Source organism: Frederiksenia canicola (assembly GCF_011455495.1).
In the GTDB taxonomy this organism is placed as follows: domain Bacteria; phylum Pseudomonadota; class Gammaproteobacteria; order Enterobacterales; family Pasteurellaceae; genus Frederiksenia; species Frederiksenia canicola.
Map to the genome: position 1 here is coordinate 711542 of NZ_CP015029.1, position 19780 is coordinate 731321.

The window sequence follows — 19780 nt, forward strand, 5'->3', positions numbered from 1 at the left end:
GTTTAGTGTTGTAGAAAACTGGCGATGGCAATGACCAACGTAAAAATCGCCAACCAAATCAAATGCAATTTGACGCTTTTTCGGTTAGTTTCTTGGTTGTGTCGGCGGCGTTGTTCCAGTTTTTGTTTGTAAATTTCTAAATCAGCGGCCTGAAAGGAGAAACCGCAGTGGACGCAAATTTCCGCACTGTCGCTAATTTTTTTGTGGCATTCAGGGCAACGATGCAGTGCCATTGTGTTTTCCTTCTATGATTTGAATAAGTTGAGCGGCAAAATCTATCGGGTTTTCCCAATGGGCATTATGTCCAGCGTGGGCGATCAAGCGATAGGGCAGGGCGTTCTGTTCTGCCATTTGGCGAAATTTGTGATCGCGCTCGCCGATCAAAAAATGGATATTTTGCCAAGTTTGTTGGCGAAAATTGGGCTGTTTTGCCAAACTAGTGGTTTCCAATATTTCTGCGATTTTGTTGCCGTCATTCTGTTGCCGTTTTTTGATTAAAATTGACCGCTTATTATCCGTTAAATCGGCAAAAACGGGCTGTCGATACCAATCGGCTAATACTTTCTCTATCGGCTCTGTACGAAAACGTTGTGCCCACGTTCGATCATTTTGCCAACGAACTTGACGCTCTGCTTCCGTCTGTAAACCGATATTTGCCCCTTCTACGAGAGTACCGAGTAAATTGGAGTTCGGTTGATGAAAAGTATAATCCAATGCTAGTCGTCCGCCGAGAGAGTAGCCAACTAGCCAAAATGGTTCGTGGATTAGCGTGGTTAAAGCCGAATGCAGTTGTTGGCGGAAGTCTAAAAAACTCTGGCAAGAGAGCTTTTGGCTCGTGGCGTGGCAAGGGAGATCGAACGCAAGCGGTCGGATTCCTGCAATGTTTTGCAAATGAGCAAAGGTGCTTGCCCAATCGTGCTGGGAGCCGAGCAAGCCGTGTAGAAAAACCACTGGCTTACCTGACATTGCGTACCATTGATAGCCTAGCATTAGTCGATAGACGCTCGTGAAATCTGTTCCAGCAACGATTTATACAAATTACTGCCTTCTTGGTCGTTCACTTTGATTTCTACTAAAGTGACGCCTTTGCGAACGTAGGCTTGTTTCAGCTTTGTGCCGAGATCTGCCCAAGTATATGGTCGCATATATTCCAAGCCGAACATGGTGGCGACTTGCGAAAATTCGAGATTGTGTGACAAACGGTAGAATTTCTCCTTCGCTTGTTTATCCACTGGCAGCATATCGAAAATCGCTCCACCATTGTTGTTGATGATAAACAGGATAGTCGGTTGGTTGATCTGCTTTAACAATGCCAGGGAGTTGAGATCGTGTAAGGCAGAAATGTCTCCGATCACCCCTACCGTTGGTGCACCGGAACCCTTCGCCACGCCTGCCATCGTGGCAATTAAGCCGTCAATGCCGCTTGCCCCACGGTTGGTATAAATAGGATAGCCTTCCGGCAATTTGCATAGAGCATCAACCAAGCGAACAAACAAGCTGTTGCCTAAAAACAGATTGCCGTTGGCGGGAAGCACCCGCTCAATATGATGTGCTAAGCCCGCTTCATTTAAATTACCGCCAATTTGCTGCTCGATAAATCCCGCACAGAATTGTGACAAGGCAAGTGGTTCAAGTAACCACGGTTTTTGCCGAAGGGGCGGGTGCACGCGTGTGAAGTGGTGAGCTTTGGCGATAAAACGTGTTTGTGGGTGAGCGAATGGATTGAGATAATCTTTCGATTGCTCCACCAGCCAATATTCTCCTTGGAAAGCGGATAGGAACTGGTTTACTCGTTTGCTGACGATTTGCGAACCGAATTGGATCACAATATCTGCTTGCAATAAACGCTGCTCAACGGTTTTGTTCGACAGCCACACGTCCGCAAAAGGCAGGCTGGCTTCAATGCCCGATTGGACATCGCTAATCAAGCACCAACCAAGCGTTTCTGCCCACAGTTTCAAGCCCATTCCTTGCTCAAGCGGCAGTTTCCCAACAATGGCCACCCCCCGTTTGGTTCGCCAGTAGTCCCAATTTTCGTGCATTAACACATCTTTTTGAGTGGCTTGTTGGTCGATCCACTTCGTTTTCGGTTGATTTAGCCAGCGTTGGATCGGTGTGAGCCAAGGATCTTGCCCAATCGCGGTTTCATCGGCATCGTATAACGGTTCAGCAAAGGGTAAATTGAAATGCAATACACCGCCTTGCTCTGCCTGCTTGGTGCAGGCGTGTTCTACAGTCGCAATGAGCCAATTTGGGCTGAAATTTGCATTCGGTTTCGGTAGGTTGAGATTAACAAGCGGGTAGTTTCCAAACAAATTTTGCTGATCGATAGCTTGGTTTGCCCCACAGCCAATCAATTCAGGCGGACGATCCGCAGAAAGTATAATGAGTTTCTCGTGATTAATACTCGCCTCGATGACAGCGGGTAATAGATTAGCAACGGCGGTACCGGATGTGACAATAATTGCGACAGGATCCTTTGTTGTTTTAGCAATACCTAATGCAAAGAAACCCAATCCACGTTCGTCGAAATGACTATGACATTCAGCAATACCTTGTTGTTGGATCAGTAATGCCTCTAAAGTTAAAGGCGTGGAGCGAGAACCTGGTGCAATACAAAAATGTTTCACGCCATAATGAGTAAGGGCATTGATGATCACTCTTGCCCAACAACGATTAAAGGTGCTGATATTCATATATTTCTCTTAATTAAAATTACAAGCGGTCGGATTGTAACAAAAATTTGCAAAAATAGAGAGTCTATTTCCGTCTCAGAAAAAATAGAGCAAGTGGATATTCCCCCTTGCTCTATGCTATGTGTATGATTAATGCACTTTCTGCGCACCGACAAAATGCTTCACTTTCGGTTTATCGCCTTGGTGGAAAGCATTGACTTCTGCTTGTAAATCAGCATCTGCTTGAGAAACTCGGTGGTGCTGGCGTAAATGCTCAGCCCAACTTTCCACAAAGAACCATTCGATAAAATGATTTGGTTTTTCCACATCTTCCAATACACCCCACGCATAAGCACCGTCTTTACGGCGTTGTTCGGCAAGTTGGTGTAACTTACTTAAGAAAGCTGATTGGTTTTCTGAGTTGATTTGGTATTCCACCTGAATCATGACTGGTGAGCGGTCAAGTGCCACATCGGAATGGGTATGCGGTTGTTCCCAATGGTTCGACGGATTGAGATCATCTTCGCCCTGTGGCAATTTTTTGCGGTATGCCAACGCATTAGCAATGACTAAGGCAACACCCGCTACCACTAAGGTGCTTGGTAAGCCGATGTATTGTGCCACCGCTCCCCAGCTTAAACTACCCAACGTCATTGCACCATTGAAGACGGTTAAATAAATCGCTAAAGAGCGACCACGCACCCAGTTAGGTAAAATGGATTGTGCAACACTGTTTAAAGTAGTGAGGGCAGTAATCCAAGCGAAACCAAGTAAGCAAAGAGCAGGAATTGCTGTCCATTTTGATGGTGAGAGTGCTAAAAAGCCCATCACAATGGCACTGAGAATAGCTGCACTGAGTAAAAGTTGGTCGGAATTTAGGCGTCTTCTTAAACGTGGCAATAACACAGCCCCGATAATCGCTCCCACACCAACAACCGCTAATAAAATACCGTAGAACCCTGCAGTGCCTTCTAATAATTGGCGAGCGACTAAAGGCAATAACGCCCATACGGCACTAGCAAATAGGAAAAAGAAAATCGCTCTAAATAAGATGATATGTAAGGCTTTACTTGAGCGTGCGTAACGTAAGCCTGCACGAAATGCCCCTGTGAAATCCTCTGCCAGTTCGTCCGTTTCTTTTTTCGCCCGTTTCCACCAGATCAAGGCAGCAATCACGAAAGCGTAGCTGATCACATCAATACCATAGGCAAACGAAGCACCAAGTTGGGCTAAGACGACACCGCCAATGGCAGGTCCGATGGCACGAGAAATGTTGATGCCTAATGAATTGAGTGCAACGGCATTTTTTAAATCAGCGCGAGAAACCAATTCAGGCACAATGGCTTGCCAAGTAGGTGCCATTAAGGCTGCACCAACGCCACCGATAAAGGTGAATAACACTAAGGTAGTGACAGATTGCAAACCTGTAGCAGAAAGGAACATTAAGCTTGCGCTACTAAATGCGAGGATAAATTGAATGCCGATAAGGAATTTGCGTCTATCTAAAATATCCGCCATCACGCCCGCAGGAATGGCGAGTAGGAAAATCGGCAAGGTGGTCGCTGCTTGAATAAGGGAAACTGCAGCAGGTGATGCAGAAAGATCGGTAATTAACCAGCCACTTGCTACATCTCGAATAAAGCTCCCCACGTTACCCAAGACGGTGGCAATCCATAACACTAAGAAGAGCTTTTGTTTTAGCGGTGCAAAACCGCTTTGTTCTGATACGCTCATTTTATCTCCAAAACAAGCGGTCGGAATTGGGGGAGAATTTGCACGTTGTATTTAAAATTCCCCCAAAACCGACCGCACTTAACTTATACCATCCAGCAAGAACAGCCTAATGCACCGAAGAAACTTTTTAGGTCTGAACTTGGAATAGATGATCCCCAAGCTTTTGCGTGATCATGTCCATGTAATCCGCAAGAGCTTGCACAACCACAGCTAGCAATGGCTTGTTGGCGAATTGGTGAAAGTGAGTTTTTGCCTGCACCTTCAGGATCGCCCCAAGCGGCAAAGCCTTTAAATTTGCGAGTTGGTGACCAATCTGGCATCGCTGGCGGAAGTGGATTTTCATCTAAGGAAGCAAAGTCTCCATCACCAAACACAATACGTCCACCCACAACGGTTAAATGTGAGGTTAAGAAAGAAATCTCATCTTCTGGAACAGTAAAGTAATCTTTACTTGGCACGATGAAATCCGCAAATTGCCCTACTTCAATACGTCCACGTTTGCCTTCTTCATTAGAGAACCAAGCCACATTTTCCGTCCACATACGCAGAGCGGTTTCACGATCAAGTAAATTGCGTTGTGGATATAAATGCGTACCGCCAACGGTGTTACCTGTAGTGAGCCAAGAGAGCGATACCCAAGGATTATAGGAAGCAACACGGGTTGCATCTGTTCCTGCCGATGTTTTCACGCCGCTTTCCAAAATACGTTTAACAGGTGGTGTCGCTTCTGCGGCAACCGCACCATAACGCTCGACAAAATATTCCCCTTGATATGCCATACGATGTTGTACAGCAACGCCACCGCCTAATTCGGCAATACGGTCAATGGATTTTTCGGAAATGGTTTCTGCATGGTCAAAGAACCAGTTAATGCCTTTTAGTGGAATATCCTTATTTACTTTCTCAAACACATCTAAGGCACGAGAAATCGTTTCATCGTAAGTGGCGTGTAAACGCCAAGGCCATTTGTTTTCGGCAAGAATACGCACCACTTCTTCCAAATCACCTTCCATTTCAGGCGGCATATCTGGACGTGGTTGGCGGAAGTCTTCAAAGTCTGCCGCTGAGAACACCAACATTTCCCCCGCACCATTGTGACGGAAATAGTCTGTACCTTGCTTATATTTCACCGAAGATGTCCAACGTAAGAAGTCTTCTTTCTCTTCTTTTGGCTTTTGCGTAAATAAGTTATAGGCAATACGCACAGTGAGCTGATTTTCGTCCGATAATTTTTGAATGACTTCATAATTATCAGGATAATTTTGGAAACCACCGCCTGCATCAATCACGCCCGTTACGCCTAAGCGGTTCAGTTCACGCATAAAATGGCGAGTAGAGTTGAGCTGATACTCAAAGGGTAATTTTGGTCCTTTAGCAAGGGTTGAATATAAAATCATCGCATTCGGTTTAGCCAATAATAAGCCCGTTGGATTGCCCTTGCTATCACGCAGAATTTCACCGCCCACAGGATTTGGCGTATCTTTGGTATAACCCACCGCTCTTAATGCTGCACCATTTAATAGTGCACGATCATAAAGGTGCAAAATAAAGACTGGCGTATCTGGTGCAATAGCGTTGATTTCTTGAATAGTTGGCAGGCGTTTTTCTACGAATTGATGTTCCGTAAAACCACCGACCACACGCACCCATTGCGGAGCAGGCGTAATATCCACTTGTGCTTTGAGCATTGCCATTGCATCAGCAAGGCTACGAACGCCGTCCCAACGTAATTCTAAGTTGTAATTCAAACCGCCACGAATAATGTGGGTATGGTTATCAAATAAGCCTGGCAGAACACCCTTGCCTTTCAGGTCGATACAACGTGTTTTTTCAGTGGCAAGTGGCATCACTTCCGCATCGCTACCCACTGCTAAAAATTTGCCGTCTTTGATCGCAACCGCTTGAGCAACAGGTTGTGCACGATTAAGCGTAGTGATTTTTCCGTTATAGAAAATGAGATCAGGAATTTGTACTGTCATTCTTTTCTCCTTTTATGTGTAATGAATGTTTACCCGGTAATTGACCCAGAACATGCTCCGTTGTTTGAGTGGCGTGGCAGGCATTCACAAAATCATTGCCTTTAAAAAGCTGTTTTGCGACGGGGATCATTTGCTCGCCGAGTAAAATTCCGAGCAGCCCGACTAATGCCACGATAGGTGGTGCAGGAGAGCGAACATCTAAAGCATAATAGATGACGCCAACTAAGACACCCACACCAAATGTGAGAAGATAAAGTTTCATTCGATCACCTATAAAACAAGCGGTGTGATTTTGACAAATTTTTGCAAAATCACACCGCACTTTATTAAGCGTTAAATTTTAAGCGATATTATTTCGCAGGGTTTGGACCGATACGCTCACCATGTTCAACACGCTCAGGTGCTTTGTGAACCATTGTATAAGCATAGTCAACACCCATACCGTAAGCACCTGAATGCTCTTTCACGATATCAAGCACTGCATCATAGGTATCTTTCTTAGCCCAGTCACGTTGCCACTCAAGTAACACTTGTTGCCAAGTTACAGGAATAATGCCTGCTTGAGTCATGCGATCCATCGCATATTTGTGTGCTTCTACTGAAGTACCACCTGATGCATCTGCAACCATATAGATTTCATAGTCGCCTTCTAAAGCTGCACATAAAGCGAAACTTAAGTTACACACTTCTGTCCATAAACCCGCAACGATTACTTTTTTACGGCCATTTGCGGCTAACGCATCACGCACGTTTTGATCATCCCAAGAGTTCATTGAAGTACGCTCAAGGATTTTGTGATCAGGGAATACCGCTAATAATTCTGGGTAAGTGTGACCAGAGAAGCCATCAGTTTCAACGGTTGTGATTGTCGTTGGAATATTGAATACTTTTGCTGATTTTGCTAATGCAACCACGTTATTTTTTAAGGTCTGGCGATCGATTGATTGAACACCAAACGCCATTTGTGGTTGGTGATCAATAAAAATAAGTTGGCTGTTTTCTGGGGTTAAAACTTCAAGAAATTTACGATTTGACATAGTCATTCTCCATTGAAAATAAAAAAACACTGTAGTAACAAATCGGCCGATTCATTGGTAGCGAGTGTAATTGTTTTTTTATGATGGATAAATGACTGTTTTATTGATTGTTTATTTCTTTTTTTGAAATAAATGAGCTATTTAGACGACATAGCTCATTTATTTTTAGAGAATAATTGAGGATTATTTCATCTCTGCAAAAGCCAAATCCGCCATTGCCAAGGTATAAGCAATATCTTCATCGCTATGTGCAAGGGACATAAAGCCCGCTTCAAAAGCACTTGGTGCAAGGTAAACGCCTTTTTCAAGCATTTTGTGGAAGAAGGTGTTGAAGGCTTGCACATCACATTTCATCACATCTGCATAGCTTTCCACTTTGGTTTGCTCGGTAAAGAATAAGCCAAACATACCGCCGACATATTGTACTGTAAACGGAATATTGTGCTTATCCGCAAGGGTTTTGAAGCCTTCCGCCAAGGTTTTGGTTTTCATGGCAAGCAGTTGCTCATTGCCTTCTTTAGCAAGCTCCGTTAAACAAGCTAAGCCAGCAGACATCGCAATCGGGTTACCCGATAAAGTCCCAGCTTGGTAAACTGGACCAGTTGGTGCAATATATTCCATTATTTCTTTTTTACCACCAAAAGCACCGACAGGCATTCCGCCGCCAATGATTTTGCCGAGTGTGGTGAGATCTGGGGTGACGCCGTAGTAAGCCTGTGCACCGCCTAATGCGACTCGGAAGCCGGTCATCACTTCGTCAATAATAAAGACTGCACCATATTGTGTACAAAGCTCACGCAAGCCTTGTAAGAAATGCGCTTTTGGCGGAATACAGTTCATATTGCCTGCAACAGGTTCAATAATTAAGCAAGCAATTTCATTTGGATATTGTTCAAAGGCTTGTTTCACCGAATCTAAATTGTTGTATTCGCAGGTGAGTGTGTGCTTGGCAAAATCTTCTGGCACACCTGGCGAGCTTGGCTGACCAAGGGTTAAAGCTCCAGAGCCTGCTTTGACTAATAGTGAATCGGAATGCCCGTGGTAACAGCCTTCAAACTTGATGATTTTATCTCTGCCCGTATAGCCACGAGCCAAACGAATAGCTGACATTGTCGCTTCCGTACCCGAGCTCACCATACGCACCATTTCAATCGACGGCACAAGTTTGCAGACTAATTCTGCCAACTCAATTTCAATCGCCGTAGGGGCACCAAAACTCAAGCCATTTGGCACTGCGTGTAACACGGCATCAATAATCGCAGGGTGATTGTGCCCAAGCACCATTGGCCCCCAAGAGCCAACGTAATCAATATAACGCTTGCCTTCGCTGTCGGTGATATAGGCCCCTTTGGCACTTTCAATAAACACTGGCGTGCCACCCACGCCTTTAAATGCACGCACCGGCGAGTTCACGCCACCAGGGATCACTTTTTGGGCTTTTTCGAAGAGAGATTGAGATGAAGTCATAGCAAATCCTTAATTTAATAAAATGACTGACATTGTACTGTAAAAACATTGAAAATCCTTGCCACCAAGCGGAAAAAAATTGAGAGTTTCTGCGGTTATGTTATGCTTCATGGCAATTTTATCGGTGATTTTTAGGACAAGCGAAAACGATGTGGCTTACTTTTCTCTCCGTCATTATTGTCTCATTCACAACATTGATTGTCATGCGTCCCGTGGCACAGTGGATTGGTTTAGTCGATAAACCGAATTTCCGTAAACGCCATCAGGGCGTCATTCCCTTGATTGGTGGGATTGCCCTTTTTCTCGGTAATCTCACTTTTTACCTGATGCAGTGGGAACAGATGAAGTTCCCCGAACTCTATCTTTCTGCGGTGACAATTTTATTAGTGATCGGTGTGTTAGACGACCGTTTCGACATCAGCCCATTTTTGCGGGCGGGCATTCAAGCTGCATTGGCGGGAGCAATGATTTACAGTGGATTGTCTATCGCCAGCTTGGGTCAGCTTATCGCCCCTTTCAGCTTGGAACTTGGAGCGGTTGGTGTGGTGCTGACGGTGTTTATCACTATCGGAATCATCAACGCCTTCAATATGATTGACGGTATTGACGGTTTGTTGGCAGGTCTGTCGAGCGTTAGTTTTGCGGGCATCGGGATTTTGATGTGGCTCGATGATCAATATACGCTAGCGTACTGGTGTTTCGGTATTATCTGCGTGCTGCTGCCGTATGCGATGTTCAACCTGAGTGTTTTCGGGGCGAAGTGGAAAGTGTTTATGGGCGACTCGGGCAGCACGCTCATCGGCTTTACGATTATTTGGATTTTGCTACTTAGTACACAAGGACAAGGGCACGCCATTAGCCCAATCACGGGGTTATGGCTGATTGCCGTGCCGCTGATTGATATGGTGGCGATTATTTTCCGTCGCCTGAAAAAGGGGAAAAGTCCGTTCCGCCCAGACCGCTTGCACATTCACCATTTAATGATGCGTGCGGGGCTCACTTCTCGCCAAGCCCTTGCGGTGATTACCTTCGGCTCGGCACTCTGTGCGGGCTTCGGGATTTTAGGCGAAGTCTATTACTGGAACCAATGGGTGATGTTCGTTTGCTTTATCTCCCTGTTTTTTCTCTATTCCTATTCGATTATGCACGCCTGGCGTATCACCCGTTTTGTCCGCCGCCACAAACGCCGTTTGCGTAAAAAACAAGGGAACGTGAAGTCATGATGGGATTTGCAAAAAATACAGCGAAACTGACCGCTTGTATCGCTCTTGGTGCTGCGGTTGGTTTTGGTTTGGCTGAAATCCAAACGCCACAATGGCGAACCACCGCTCAATTCGACCAACCTACCGTCCAAGAGCTCGGCAACTACTATGCATTAGCCAGCACTTACCATTTGGTAAGCGGTGAGAAAATCGATCAATTTGACCAATGGCTAAGTGAAAAAAGCTACGGCGAGTTTAAACGAAATTTGACTTCGCCTGATGTGATCAAACAGTTTCTAACCGAAAAAATGCAACCTGAGCAACTTATCAATGCATTTCAGTTTGATGCAAAAACGCAACAACTGCATTTGACCTTAAGCCACCGTGAAACTGCCAAACCGTTGCTGGACGAATTTATTCAATACGCCAATTTACGTAGCCGAGCGGCGCTTAATGGTGAGCTGATTAGTCAATGGAAGGTGCTATTCCAACAAGTGAAAACGGCTGCGGAAACCAATTTGGGCGCCATCCAAAATGGCTCACACATCGCTGCACAAGACTGGAACGGCAAATTGACTCTCATGAAATCGGTGCAGCCACTAGACAACCAACTCATCGCCTATCGCTTAGTGCAAAGACCGAGCGTGCCTGTTCAACCCCATTCGCCTATACGAAATTTATGGATGATGATTGGGGCGGCAAGTGGTCTGCTGCTTGGCTTATTTTCTCTTTCACTTGCGAGCTTCCGCCGTAATGCAGCGTAAAATCAAGGTGTTAAGCGTCTTTGGCACTCGCCCCGAAGCGATAAAAATGTCGCCGATTGTGGCGGCGTTAGCCCAAGATCCCACTTTTGATGCCAACGTGTGTGTGACGGGGCAGCATCGTCAAATGCTAGATCAAGTGCTTGATTTATTTGCGATCTCGCCTGATTTCGATCTGAACATTATGAAATCAGGGCAGAGCTTGGCGGACATTACCGCTCAAATCTTGCTCGAGCTGCCTGCGGTTTTAACCGCATGTTCTCCTGATATTGTACTTGTACACGGCGATACTACCACAACGTTTGCCGCTACTTTGGCGTGCTTTTACCAAAAAATCCCTGTCGCTCACATCGAAGCAGGGCTACGCACCTACGATCTGCATTCTCCTTTTCCTGAAGAAGCCAACCGCCATTTGACGAGCGTGTTGGCGGCGTATCATTTCGCCCCAACGGAAAATGCCAAGCAGAATTTACTGGCGGAAAATATCCCAGCGGATCGGATTTTTGTGGTCGGTAACAGCGTGATTGATGCCTTGCTCAACGCTTTGCAAAAAATCCGCCGAAACCCACCGCTTGCTGAACAGCTTGCTTGCCGTTATTCGTTTTTAGATGACCACAAAAAATTGATTTTGGTCACGGGACATCGGCGGGAAAATATCGGCAAAGGCTTTGAACGTATCTGTTTGGCGTTAGCAGAAATCGCCCGCCAGCAGCCAGAGGTGCAAATTGTGTTCCCTGTGCATCTCAACCCACAGGTCGGCGAGCCAGTCAATCGCTTGTTGAGCGGCATTGAGAACCTGTTTTTACTCGAACCGCAGGATTACCTGCCGTTTATCTACTTAATGGATAGGGCTTATTTGGTACTGACGGACTCGGGCGGCATTCAGGAAGAGGCTTCCGCCCTAGGCACGCCTGTGTTGGTGATGCGAGAGACTAGCGAACGTACGGAAGCTATCGCTACAGGCTCGGTAAAATTAGTTGGCACCCAAACTGCCAACATCGTCCAAGCGGTCAATCAACTGCTTCATAACAAGACGAGTTACCGCCAAATGATCCAAGCTCACAGCCCTTACGGCGACGGTAAAACAAGCGAAAGCGTGGTACGGATTTTGAAAAATGTAGGAAACCATTTAGTGTAGGGACGGAGCTGCGTATTCTCCCGAAAACAAGTGGTCAAATTTATTCAAGAATTTGCAAAGCATGTTCTGGGCGGAGACATAGACCGCTCCTACAACATATAGAATGTCTATGAAAATGAAAAAAAACCAACGTATTTCCATCATTGGCTTAGGTTATATCGGTTTGCCTACGGCAGCGGTGTTTGCCCAAAGTGGTTGCCGCGTGATTGGCGTGGACAGCAATCCACAGGTGGTGGAAACCCTAAACCAAGGCAAAATTCACATTCACGAGCCACAGTTGGCAGAGGCGGTGCAACAAGCGGTCAGTTCTGGGCGATTTTTTGCAACGCTCACCCCCCAACCTGCGGACGCCTTTATCATCGCCGTGCCTACGCCGTTCCAAGCGGATCATCAGCCCGATTTGAGTTATATCCAAGCGGCGATTGAAAGCCTTGCTCCAGTGTTGAATAACGGTAATTTGATTGTGTTGGAATCAACCTCTCCTGTTGGCACGACGGAAAAACTTGCCGAATGGCTAACGGCATTACGCCCCGATCTCACCGATCAACTCTTTTTTGCTTACTGCCCAGAACGTGTGCTACCCGGCAACATTATGCAAGAAATCTACCACAACGACCGCATTATCGGCGGGCTAACTCCCGAGAGCAGCGAACAAGCGGTCAGTTTGTATCAGCTTTTTACCAAAGGCGAATGTTTGACCACCGACAGCCGCACCGCTGAAATGTGTAAACTCACTGAAAATGCCTTCCGTGATGTGAATATCGCCTTTGCTAACGAATTGTCGATGATTTGCGACCGCCACCAAATCAATGTGTGGGAGCTGATCGCCCTTGCTAACCGCCACCCGCGTGTCAATATTTTGCAAGCGGGAGCTGGCGTGGGCGGGCATTGCATAGCCGTTGATCCGTGGTTTATCGTTTCGCTCGATCCAGAACAGAGCCGCTTAATCCAAACCGCTCGCCATATCAATGACCACAAACCGCAATGGCTGCGAGATAAAATCAAACTCGCCGTTGCCGATTGTGCCGCCGCCACCGACCGAAAACCGAGCGACATCACCATCGCCTGTTTTGGCTTAGCTTTCAAAGCGGATGTGGACGATCTTCGTCACAGTCCCGCCTTGCAAATCACCGAACAACTCGCCGATTGGCACCACGGCACCTTACTGGCTGTTGAACCCTACATTACCACCTTGCCTGAGAGCCTAAACGGCAAAGCCACGCTCACCGACTTCCACACCGCGTTAGCCCAAGCAGATATTGCCGTACTGCTGGTTGATCATCATCTGTTTAAAACCGCCCAACCCACACAGCGTTGGATTGTCGATGCAAAAGGAATCTGGCAATGAAAATCGAACGAAATCAATGGGAAAGTGAATTTTTTGGGAGAGAGATTGGTTCGTTGATTTTTGAGCTAGAGGATCACATTCTGCCCCCGCTTGCGGGGGAAGTACCCTGCGAAGCAGGGAGTAGGGGGGAACAAGCGGTCAGTTTTTGCCAAAATTTTACAAATTTCCCCCCTTCGGTTTCGCTTTGTTCAACCACTTCCCCGGCAAGCGGGGGCAGAATAGAAGGTATCTCGTTGCTCCAAGCCAAAACCCCCACCACCGATCTCAACACAATCCACTGGTTGCAACAACACGGTTTTCAACTGGTGGAAACGGAAATCACCTTTGTACTTGAATTTGCAAAATTTCCCGAGAAACTGACCGCTTGCGAATGCCGAATTGCCGAAAAAACGGATGTCGCCGCCCTAAAAAAACTCGTTGGCTCCGCTTTTCCTCACACTCGCTTCCGTCCACCCTATTTCAGCCAAGCAGAAAACCAACGTTTCTATGCAAAATGGATCGAAAATGCGGTGAAAGGTGAGTTTGATGATCTTTGCTTGATCGCCGAACAAGACGGCAAACTGCAAGGCACAATCAGTCTAAGATTCAACGGCAAAACCGCCAAAATTGGCTTACTTGCCGTTGCTTCCGAATTTCAACGCCAAGGCATCGCGAAGCGATTACTTTCCGCCGCCATATCACACGCCAAACACCATAATGCCGAAAATTTGCACATCACCACTCAACTGAGTAACATAGCCGCCATCTCGCTCTATCAATCTATTGGAGCGACAATTTCTGAGACGAATTATTGGTTTTATCAATTTTTTTGTAAATATTTGTAAGCGACATACCCTGTCAAGCAGCTTAAAAACACTTTTGTTATACTTTTCTCAATGTTAGACATCAGTATAGCTAACAGAGAATGTACTACTTATTTTCAAGGAGCTAATTATGATTGCTGGAGATCATATCTATTCCCCGAGAACGGGTTACACTCACCACGGTATTTATATCGGTAATCAACAAGTGATTCACTATTCTGGTTTTGCAAATGGAATGAATAGTGGTGAAATTTGCATTGCAGCAGTAGATGAATTTAGTAATGGAAATCCAGTGCATGTTTTGGAAAGGCCTTTCCGAGTTTTTAGCCATACTGAAACCGTAGAGCGAGCTTATCAGCGATTAGGTGAAGACTGGTATAACGTATTACTGAATAATTGTGAACATTTTGTAAACTGGTGTATTAATGGTAAACATGAAAGTTCACAAGTGAATGATTTAGTGGATTCTTTGCAGAAAGTAAATGATGCGGTTTCTTATTCTAAATCTCTCAGTTCACCTTCGCTCGACAGCGGGAGAATAGCAACAACAGTACCAACTTCATCACTTCCTTTATCGTTAGGTGGGGGAGTAACCGCAATCTCTGGTTTAGCGGGAATTGCATCGACTGTGGTTGCTACGAAAATGGTTGAAGAAGTGCTTTCGGATGATAGTGAAGTTAAGCAAACGTTTGTGGATGCAGTGGATTCAACGACTGAATTTATCGGTGAAACCGTTGAGGAAGTCGGAGAAGTGATTGATTCTGTTGTAACTGGAGCAATTGACTTTATCGGCAGTATTTTTGATTAGTTATTCAATACGGCATGATGTAGTTATCACCTTTAATCGCTATATCACGCCTATTTTGTTATCGTTATAACCAAAAATCATTCTTTGAACAGTAAGGATCTATCTATTATCCCCTTCAACCAACCCGCTTTGGTCGGGTCAGAATTAGGCTATATGCAACAAGCGATGGCAAGTGGCAGGCTGTCGGGCGATGGCGATTTTACCCGCCGCTGCGAAAGTTGGTTTGAGCAGCAATTCGGCACAGCTCGGGCGTTGTTGACGCCGTCTTGCACCGCATCGCTCGAAATGGCAGCGATTTTGCTCGATATTCAGGCAGGCGATGAAGTAATTATGCCCAGCTACACCTTTGTGTCCACCGCCAATGCCTTTGCCTTGCGGGGAGCGAAAATCGTGTTTGTAGATGTTCGCCCTGACACGATGAACATGGATGAAGGCTTAATTGAAGCGGCAATCACCCCTCGCACCAAAGCGATTGTGCCAGTGCATTACGCCGGCGTCGCGTGTGAAATGGATGCGATGATGGCGTTGGCGGAAAAATACGGCTTGTGGGTGGTGGAAGATGCCGCACAGGGCGTGATGGCGGGCTATAAAGGCAGGGCATTAGGTACTATCGGGCATTTGGGCTGTTTCAGCTTTCACGAAACCAAAAACTACACCGCAGGCGGTGAAGGTGGAGCAATCTTGATCAACGATCCTGCTTTGATCGAGCGGGCGGAGATTGTGCGAGAAAAAGGCACAGATCGCAGCCAGTTTTTCCGTGGGCAGATCGACAAATACACATGGCGGGATCTCGGTTCGAGCTTTCTCCCTTCTGAACTGCAAGCCGCATACCTTTTCGCTCAGCTAGAAAGTGCCGAGCAAATTAATCGCAAGCGACTGATTTTATGGCAAAATTACCAACAGGCCTTTGCGGCACTGGCTGCTACTGGGAGAATTGAGTTGCCAACTATTCCGCCCGATTGCCAGCAAAACGGGCATCTTTTTTATCTTAAACTTCGCAATCTTGCCGATCGTTCAGCATTTATTGCTCACTTAAAAAAGCATAATATTTTGGCGGTGTTTCATTATATCCCCCTACACACCAGCCCCGCAGGACAACGCTTCGGGCGTTTTGTGGGCGAAGATCGTTTCACCACTCAAGAAAGTGAACGGCTTGTGCGATTGCCGTTGTTCTATAATTTGAGCGAAGGCGATCAACAAAGGGTGATTGATGTGGCGTTGGAGTATTTTAAATGAACTGGCTACACATTCTCGGTGCCGATATTCCCCATCACAATCGCACCTTGTTGGCGTTTTTTAACGAGCAAATTGCCCCCAATTTTGCTGAAAAACCGCAATTTTGGGTGGTGAGCAACACTGACTTAGCGAGCGAATTTTCGCAGCTTTCCATTCGTCTCTTTCCGAGCAAATTGGCGTTGGCGAAGGCGGTGATGGTAAAAAGTTGGCGAAATCCGACCGCTTGTTTTTTCTTTCATGGGCAATATAACGCCCTATTATGGCTGGTGATGTTGGTCGGTTTGTTGCCTGTGAAACGTTGTGCGTGGCATATTTGGGGAGCGGACTTGTATGAAAATGCGACGTCTTTTGGCTTTCGCCTGTTTTATCCGCTACGCCGTTTGGCACAAAAACGGCTGACATTCGTTCTCGGTACACAAGGCGATTTGGACTACTTTGGTAAAATTCACCCCAAATCCCACCGCTTGTTGCTCTATTTTCCGACGAAAATGCCGATGGATTTTTTGCAAGAACACAATACTCAAATTCCCATCGATCGAGCGTCTCTTGATCTAAAAAGAGACGCTGATTTTGTCGTACTTCTCGGTAATTCGGGCGATCCGTCCAACCGCCATTTGCTTGGTTTGCAACAACTGCATGAACAATTTGGTTCAGCTATTCAAATCAAAATACCGATGGGCTATCCTGAAAATAATGATGCTTATATCGAGCAAGTTGCTACACTTGGCAAGCAGCTGTTTGGGGAAAATTGTGAGATTTGGCGGGAAAAAGTGGAGTTTGCAAAATATGTGGCGGATCTGACCGCTTGTGACTTGGGCTATTTTCCGTTTGAACGCCAGCAAGGCATCGGCACGCTCTGCGTGCTGATTGCGTTAAATGTACCCTTTGCTTTAAGCCGCAACAATCCGTTTTGTGTTGATTTGATTGCCGAGCAAGTGCCATTTTTGTTTCTTGATCAGCTTACGGTCGCCAATATTGCCGAGGCTCACAACCAGTTGAAAGCTCGGGATAAATCGCAAATCCGCTTTTTTCCGCTACACTATCGACAAATGTGGCTAGAGCAGCTTGAGCGGCTTTTTAAAGAAATATGACAGACCTTTTATTAACTTGCTTTTACTTGCTTTGTGCCGCTGCTGTGGCAACATTGATTGCTCGCAGTTATCAAGCAGAGCGGTTTTCGTTTCACTTGATTTTTAGCGGGCTGTATTTCGTGACCTTTTTCGGCGGCTTTCCGCTGTCGATGGCGTTGAAATATGGCTTTGATGTGAGCGTGCAACGCCCTGAAGTGCTGTTTGAAACCTTAGCCGTGGCGACAGGGAGCTATTTTCTCTATGTTTTGAGTTATCGTTTTTTTGACATTCGTGTACAAGCGGTCAAAACACGCAGTGGCGTGTTGAACGGTAGTGCGTTTGCAAAAAATTCAGCAAAAGTGACCGCTTGCTTGCTCGCATTATTGGCGATTGTCAGCCTTGCTGGCTTTATTTATTTCAACGGATTTTTACTACTTCGCCTTGAAAAATATAGCCAAATTTTCTCGCCATTGGTCAGTGGCGTGGCGTTAAAACGCTTTTTCTATTTTCTGTTTCCTGCCTTGTTGATCGCCTATTTTCTCGCACCAAGCCGCCGAATGTGGTGGGGATTGCTATCGGTAGGAATGATTTTTGGCGGACTGAGTTACTTCGCTGTGGGCGGCACTCGGGCGAATTTGGCATTGGCGGTGATGTTTTTCTTATTGATCGGTTGGAAAGATCGTTATTTATCAGCAAAAACGGTTGTGGTAGTCGCAATTTTCGGCGTGGTGGCGATGTTTGGGCTGGCGTTGGCTCGCTACAACTTGGATGTGCAGGGAAAGGAAGCGATTTTCACCTTCCTTTATTTAACCCGCGATAGCTTTTCACCGTGGGAAAATTTCGCCCGCATTTTAGCCACGGACGTGGAATTTCAAGGTTTAATGCCGATTGTACGGGATTTTTACGTCTATATTCCGCCATCGTTGTGGGCAGATCGCCCTGATATTGCGTGGAATACTGCGAACTATTTCACCAAAGAGCTGCTCGGCAACCACTCGGGTTTAGCGATGTCACCGACGTTGCTCGGTTCTCTCTATTTAATGGGCAGCTTGCCGTTGGTGGCAGTTGGAATGGGGCTGATTGGTAAATTATTGGCGGAAACTGACCGCTTGTTTCGCTCCGCCAGCCCGCTTTGGCAAGGTTATTTATTGGCAAATTTGTTCAATTTGATCGTGCTAGTGCGAGAAGGGGCGGATGCGTTTATTTCTCGCTGGTGTTTCTTTACCGCCGTATTTTTGGCGTGCTGGGGATTGGCGTATATATTAGTAGGAAAACGCAATGGATAAAGTGGACGTCAATGGCATTGAGCTGCTTGCTGCTCGCAATCAGGCGGAGTTGCTGGCGTTTTTGCTGAATGAGCAGGGCGTAAAAACGGGAAAACTGGTGGCGATCAATGCAGAAAAAGTCATGCTAAGCGATGAGCAACCTGAAGTTCGTTCTCTGCTTGCCAAGGCGGAATATAAATATGCCGATGGCATCAGTGTAGTGTGGACGATCCGTAAGAAATATCCGCAATTTGCCGATTTAGAACGTATCGCAGGGGCGGATTTGTGGTTGGCGTTAATGCAACAAGCAGCGAATTTGGGAACGCCCGTGTTTTTGGTCGGTGGACAATCGGATGTTTTGGCAGAAACTTTTGCAAAATTAGATGCCATGAGCGTGAAGGTTGTCGGGACGCAAGATGGATATTTTTCATTAGATCAAGAAATTGCCATTTTTGAACGAATTAAACAGAGCGGGGCGAAAATTATCAGCGTTGGATTAGGATCGCCCAAGCAAGAGCAATTTATGCAAAACGCACAGGCATATTATCCCGATGCTTTATATATGGGCATTGGTGGCAGTTATGATGTCTTTGTAGGGAAAGTCAAACGAGCCCCCAAGTGTTGGCAAAATGCGGGGTTGGAGTGGCTTTATCGATTATTGAAACAGCCAACTCGCTGGCAGCGACAACGCAGGCTGATAAAATACGCCTATCATTATTGGCGAAATCAGCTATAAAACCGCCTTTTTTGATAATTAGTAAACGTTTTGAATAAATTAAGAGCAGGTAATAAAATTTTTTCAAAAAGTGCTAGACAAGGGGGAACGAAATCACTAATATACGCCCCCGTTGCGACGCAGTACTGAAAACAACGCGTTCGTAGCTCAGTTGGATAGAGCGTTGGCCTCCGGAGCCAAAGGTCGCAAGTTCGAATCTTGTCGAGCGCGCCAAAAGCTTTTCGGTACAATGCAACCAACGACGACGGTGGCTATAGCTCAGTTGGTAGAGCCCTGGATTGTGATTCCAGTTGTCGTGGGTTCGAATCCCATTAGCCACCCCATTTAATATACGAAAGTATAACTGACGGCGAGTAGCGCAGCTTGGTAGCGCAACTGGTTTGGGACCAGTGGGTCGTAGGTTCAAATCCTATCTCGCCGACCACTTTTATTTTGTTCTTTAATAATGAATCAGACAATCTGTGTGGGCACTTGTTGATGTGATTTTGAAGTGAAATATTATTTAATTTTGAAGTCTTAAT

At 46.0% G+C, this 19780-nt stretch carries 18 protein-coding genes and 3 tRNA genes; 13 read left to right on the forward strand and 8 right to left on the reverse strand.

What is annotated here, in order from left to right; genetic code table 11:
- Positions 1–2 precede the first annotated feature (2 nt).
- The 8 genes from A4G17_RS03525 to hemL form a co-directional block, all read right to left on the reverse strand.
- The gene (locus tag A4G17_RS03525) at positions 3–233 is read right to left on the reverse strand and encodes a zinc ribbon domain-containing protein (RefSeq protein ID WP_123957572.1); all 231 of its coding nucleotides are present in this window, start codon (positions 231–233) and stop codon (positions 3–5) included.
- Positions 211–990 carry a 2-succinyl-6-hydroxy-2,4-cyclohexadiene-1-carboxylate synthase gene (gene menH, locus A4G17_RS03530; RefSeq protein WP_123957573.1) on the reverse strand — a complete coding sequence of 260 codons (780 nt, stop codon included), beginning with the start codon at positions 988–990 and terminating at the stop codon, positions 211–213. The genes A4G17_RS03525 and menH overlap by 23 nt, the downstream gene beginning before the upstream one ends.
- The gene (menD, locus tag A4G17_RS03535; protein ID WP_123957574.1) at positions 990–2696 is read right to left on the reverse strand and encodes a 2-succinyl-5-enolpyruvyl-6-hydroxy-3-cyclohexene-1-carboxylic-acid synthase; all 1707 of its coding nucleotides are present in this window, start codon (positions 2694–2696) and stop codon (positions 990–992) included. Before menD ends, menH begins: the two co-directional genes overlap by 1 nt.
- Before the next feature lie 129 nt (positions 2697–2825).
- Positions 2826–4409, reverse strand: coding sequence for an MFS transporter (locus A4G17_RS03540; RefSeq protein WP_123957575.1), 1584 nt, complete (start codon positions 4407–4409; stop codon positions 2826–2828).
- An 83-nt stretch (positions 4410–4492) separates the two neighbouring features.
- Positions 4493–6388 (reverse strand): amidohydrolase, encoded by a 1896-nt coding sequence (locus A4G17_RS03545; protein ID WP_123957576.1) that lies wholly within the window; start codon positions 6386–6388, stop codon positions 4493–4495.
- A complete protein-coding gene (locus tag A4G17_RS03550) occupies positions 6369–6650 on the reverse strand; it encodes a DUF1427 family protein (RefSeq protein ID WP_032855451.1) in 282 nt (93 codons plus the stop codon). Before A4G17_RS03550 ends, A4G17_RS03545 begins: the two co-directional genes overlap by 20 nt.
- Positions 6651–6738: 88 nt before the next feature.
- A complete protein-coding gene (locus A4G17_RS03555; protein ID WP_123957577.1) occupies positions 6739–7425 on the reverse strand; it encodes a hydrolase in 687 nt (228 codons plus the stop codon).
- A gap of 183 nt (positions 7426–7608) precedes the next feature.
- Positions 7609–8892 carry a glutamate-1-semialdehyde 2,1-aminomutase gene (gene hemL, locus A4G17_RS03560; RefSeq protein WP_123957578.1) on the reverse strand — a complete coding sequence of 428 codons (1284 nt, stop codon included), beginning with the start codon at positions 8890–8892 and terminating at the stop codon, positions 7609–7611.
- Between the two features lie 149 nt (positions 8893–9041).
- Between hemL and wecA the strand changes: the two genes are divergently transcribed.
- The 13 genes from wecA to A4G17_RS03625 all read left to right on the forward strand — a co-directional run bounded on the left by wecA (position 9042) and on the right by A4G17_RS03625 (position 19683).
- On the forward strand, positions 9042–10115 hold the full coding sequence (gene wecA / locus A4G17_RS03565; protein ID WP_123957579.1) for a UDP-N-acetylglucosamine--undecaprenyl-phosphate N-acetylglucosaminephosphotransferase: 1074 nt from the start codon (positions 9042–9044) through the stop codon (positions 10113–10115).
- A complete protein-coding gene (locus tag A4G17_RS03570; protein WP_236941033.1) occupies positions 10112–10858 on the forward strand; it encodes a transporter in 747 nt (248 codons plus the stop codon). Before wecA ends, A4G17_RS03570 begins: the two co-directional genes overlap by 4 nt.
- On the forward strand, positions 10848–11993 hold the full coding sequence (gene wecB / locus A4G17_RS03575; protein WP_123957580.1) for a non-hydrolyzing UDP-N-acetylglucosamine 2-epimerase: 1146 nt from the start codon (positions 10848–10850) through the stop codon (positions 11991–11993). The genes A4G17_RS03570 and wecB overlap by 11 nt, the downstream gene beginning before the upstream one ends.
- 115 nt (positions 11994–12108) lie before the next feature.
- Positions 12109–13341: a UDP-N-acetyl-D-mannosamine dehydrogenase gene (gene wecC, locus A4G17_RS03580; protein ID WP_123957591.1), complete on the forward strand. Its 1233-nt coding sequence runs from the start codon at positions 12109–12111 to the stop codon at positions 13339–13341.
- Positions 13338–14165: a dTDP-4-amino-4,6-dideoxy-D-galactose acyltransferase gene (gene rffC / locus A4G17_RS03585; RefSeq protein WP_123957581.1), complete on the forward strand. Its 828-nt coding sequence runs from the start codon at positions 13338–13340 to the stop codon at positions 14163–14165. Before wecC ends, rffC begins: the two co-directional genes overlap by 4 nt.
- Positions 14166–14274: 109 nt before the next feature.
- Positions 14275–14952, forward strand: coding sequence for a lecithin retinol acyltransferase family protein (locus A4G17_RS03590; RefSeq protein ID WP_123957582.1), 678 nt, complete (start codon positions 14275–14277; stop codon positions 14950–14952).
- A 153-nt stretch (positions 14953–15105) separates the two neighbouring features.
- Entirely contained in the window at positions 15106–16188 is a 1083-nt protein-coding gene (gene rffA, locus A4G17_RS03595; protein WP_236941036.1) for a dTDP-4-amino-4,6-dideoxygalactose transaminase, read from the forward strand.
- Entirely contained in the window at positions 16185–17279 is a 1095-nt protein-coding gene (locus A4G17_RS03600) for a TDP-N-acetylfucosamine:lipid II N-acetylfucosaminyltransferase family protein (RefSeq protein WP_123957583.1), read from the forward strand. The genes rffA and A4G17_RS03600 overlap by 4 nt, the downstream gene beginning before the upstream one ends.
- Positions 17276–18544 carry a WzyE family oligosaccharide polymerase gene (locus A4G17_RS03605; RefSeq protein ID WP_123957584.1) on the forward strand — a complete coding sequence of 423 codons (1269 nt, stop codon included), beginning with the start codon at positions 17276–17278 and terminating at the stop codon, positions 18542–18544. Before A4G17_RS03600 ends, A4G17_RS03605 begins: the two co-directional genes overlap by 4 nt.
- Positions 18537–19259, forward strand: a complete 723-nt coding sequence (wecG, locus tag A4G17_RS03610; RefSeq protein WP_123957585.1) for a lipopolysaccharide N-acetylmannosaminouronosyltransferase — start codon at positions 18537–18539, stop codon at positions 19257–19259. The genes A4G17_RS03605 and wecG overlap by 8 nt, the downstream gene beginning before the upstream one ends.
- A gap of 136 nt (positions 19260–19395) precedes the next feature.
- Positions 19396–19472, forward strand: a tRNA-Arg gene (locus A4G17_RS03615).
- Positions 19473–19506: 34 nt separating this feature from the next.
- A tRNA-His gene (locus tag A4G17_RS03620) sits at positions 19507–19582 on the forward strand.
- A gap of 24 nt (positions 19583–19606) precedes the next feature.
- Positions 19607–19683 (forward strand) — tRNA-Pro (locus A4G17_RS03625).
- Positions 19684–19780 lie beyond the last annotated feature (97 nt).

What these genes read in the sequence shown, in the direction of transcription:
- A4G17_RS03525 (WP_123957572.1), bottom strand. Translation starts at nt 233, where the DNA reads ATGGCACTGCATCGTTGCCCTGAATGCCACAAAAAAATTAGCGACAGT.
- menH (WP_123957573.1), bottom strand. Translation starts at nt 990, where the DNA reads ATGCTAGGCTATCAATGGTACGCAATGTCAGGTAAGCCAGTGGTTTTT.
- menD (WP_123957574.1), bottom strand. Translation starts at nt 2,696, where the DNA reads ATGAATATCAGCACCTTTAATCGTTGTTGGGCAAGAGTGATCATCAAT.
- A4G17_RS03540 (WP_123957575.1), bottom strand. Translation starts at nt 4,409, where the DNA reads ATGAGCGTATCAGAACAAAGCGGTTTTGCACCGCTAAAACAAAAGCTC.
- A4G17_RS03545 (WP_123957576.1), bottom strand. Translation starts at nt 6,388, where the DNA reads ATGACAGTACAAATTCCTGATCTCATTTTCTATAACGGAAAAATCACT.
- A4G17_RS03550 (WP_032855451.1), bottom strand. Translation starts at nt 6,650, where the DNA reads ATGAAACTTTATCTTCTCACATTTGGTGTGGGTGTCTTAGTTGGCGTC.
- A4G17_RS03555 (WP_123957577.1), bottom strand. Translation starts at nt 7,425, where the DNA reads ATGTCAAATCGTAAATTTCTTGAAGTTTTAACCCCAGAAAACAGCCAA.
- hemL (WP_123957578.1), bottom strand. Translation starts at nt 8,892, where the DNA reads ATGACTTCATCTCAATCTCTCTTCGAAAAAGCCCAAAAAGTGATCCCT.
- wecA (WP_123957579.1), top strand. Translation starts at nt 9,042, where the DNA reads ATGTGGCTTACTTTTCTCTCCGTCATTATTGTCTCATTCACAACATTG.
- A4G17_RS03570 (WP_236941033.1), top strand. Translation starts at nt 10,112, where the DNA reads ATGATGGGATTTGCAAAAAATACAGCGAAACTGACCGCTTGTATCGCT.
- wecB (WP_123957580.1), top strand. Translation starts at nt 10,848, where the DNA reads ATGCAGCGTAAAATCAAGGTGTTAAGCGTCTTTGGCACTCGCCCCGAA.
- wecC (WP_123957591.1), top strand. Translation starts at nt 12,109, where the DNA reads ATGAAAAAAAACCAACGTATTTCCATCATTGGCTTAGGTTATATCGGT.
- rffC (WP_123957581.1), top strand. Translation starts at nt 13,338, where the DNA reads ATGAAAATCGAACGAAATCAATGGGAAAGTGAATTTTTTGGGAGAGAG.
- A4G17_RS03590 (WP_123957582.1), top strand. Translation starts at nt 14,275, where the DNA reads ATGATTGCTGGAGATCATATCTATTCCCCGAGAACGGGTTACACTCAC.
- rffA (WP_236941036.1), top strand. Translation starts at nt 15,106, where the DNA reads ATGCAACAAGCGATGGCAAGTGGCAGGCTGTCGGGCGATGGCGATTTT.
- A4G17_RS03600 (WP_123957583.1), top strand. Translation starts at nt 16,185, where the DNA reads ATGAACTGGCTACACATTCTCGGTGCCGATATTCCCCATCACAATCGC.
- A4G17_RS03605 (WP_123957584.1), top strand. Translation starts at nt 17,276, where the DNA reads ATGACAGACCTTTTATTAACTTGCTTTTACTTGCTTTGTGCCGCTGCT.
- wecG (WP_123957585.1), top strand. Translation starts at nt 18,537, where the DNA reads ATGGATAAAGTGGACGTCAATGGCATTGAGCTGCTTGCTGCTCGCAAT.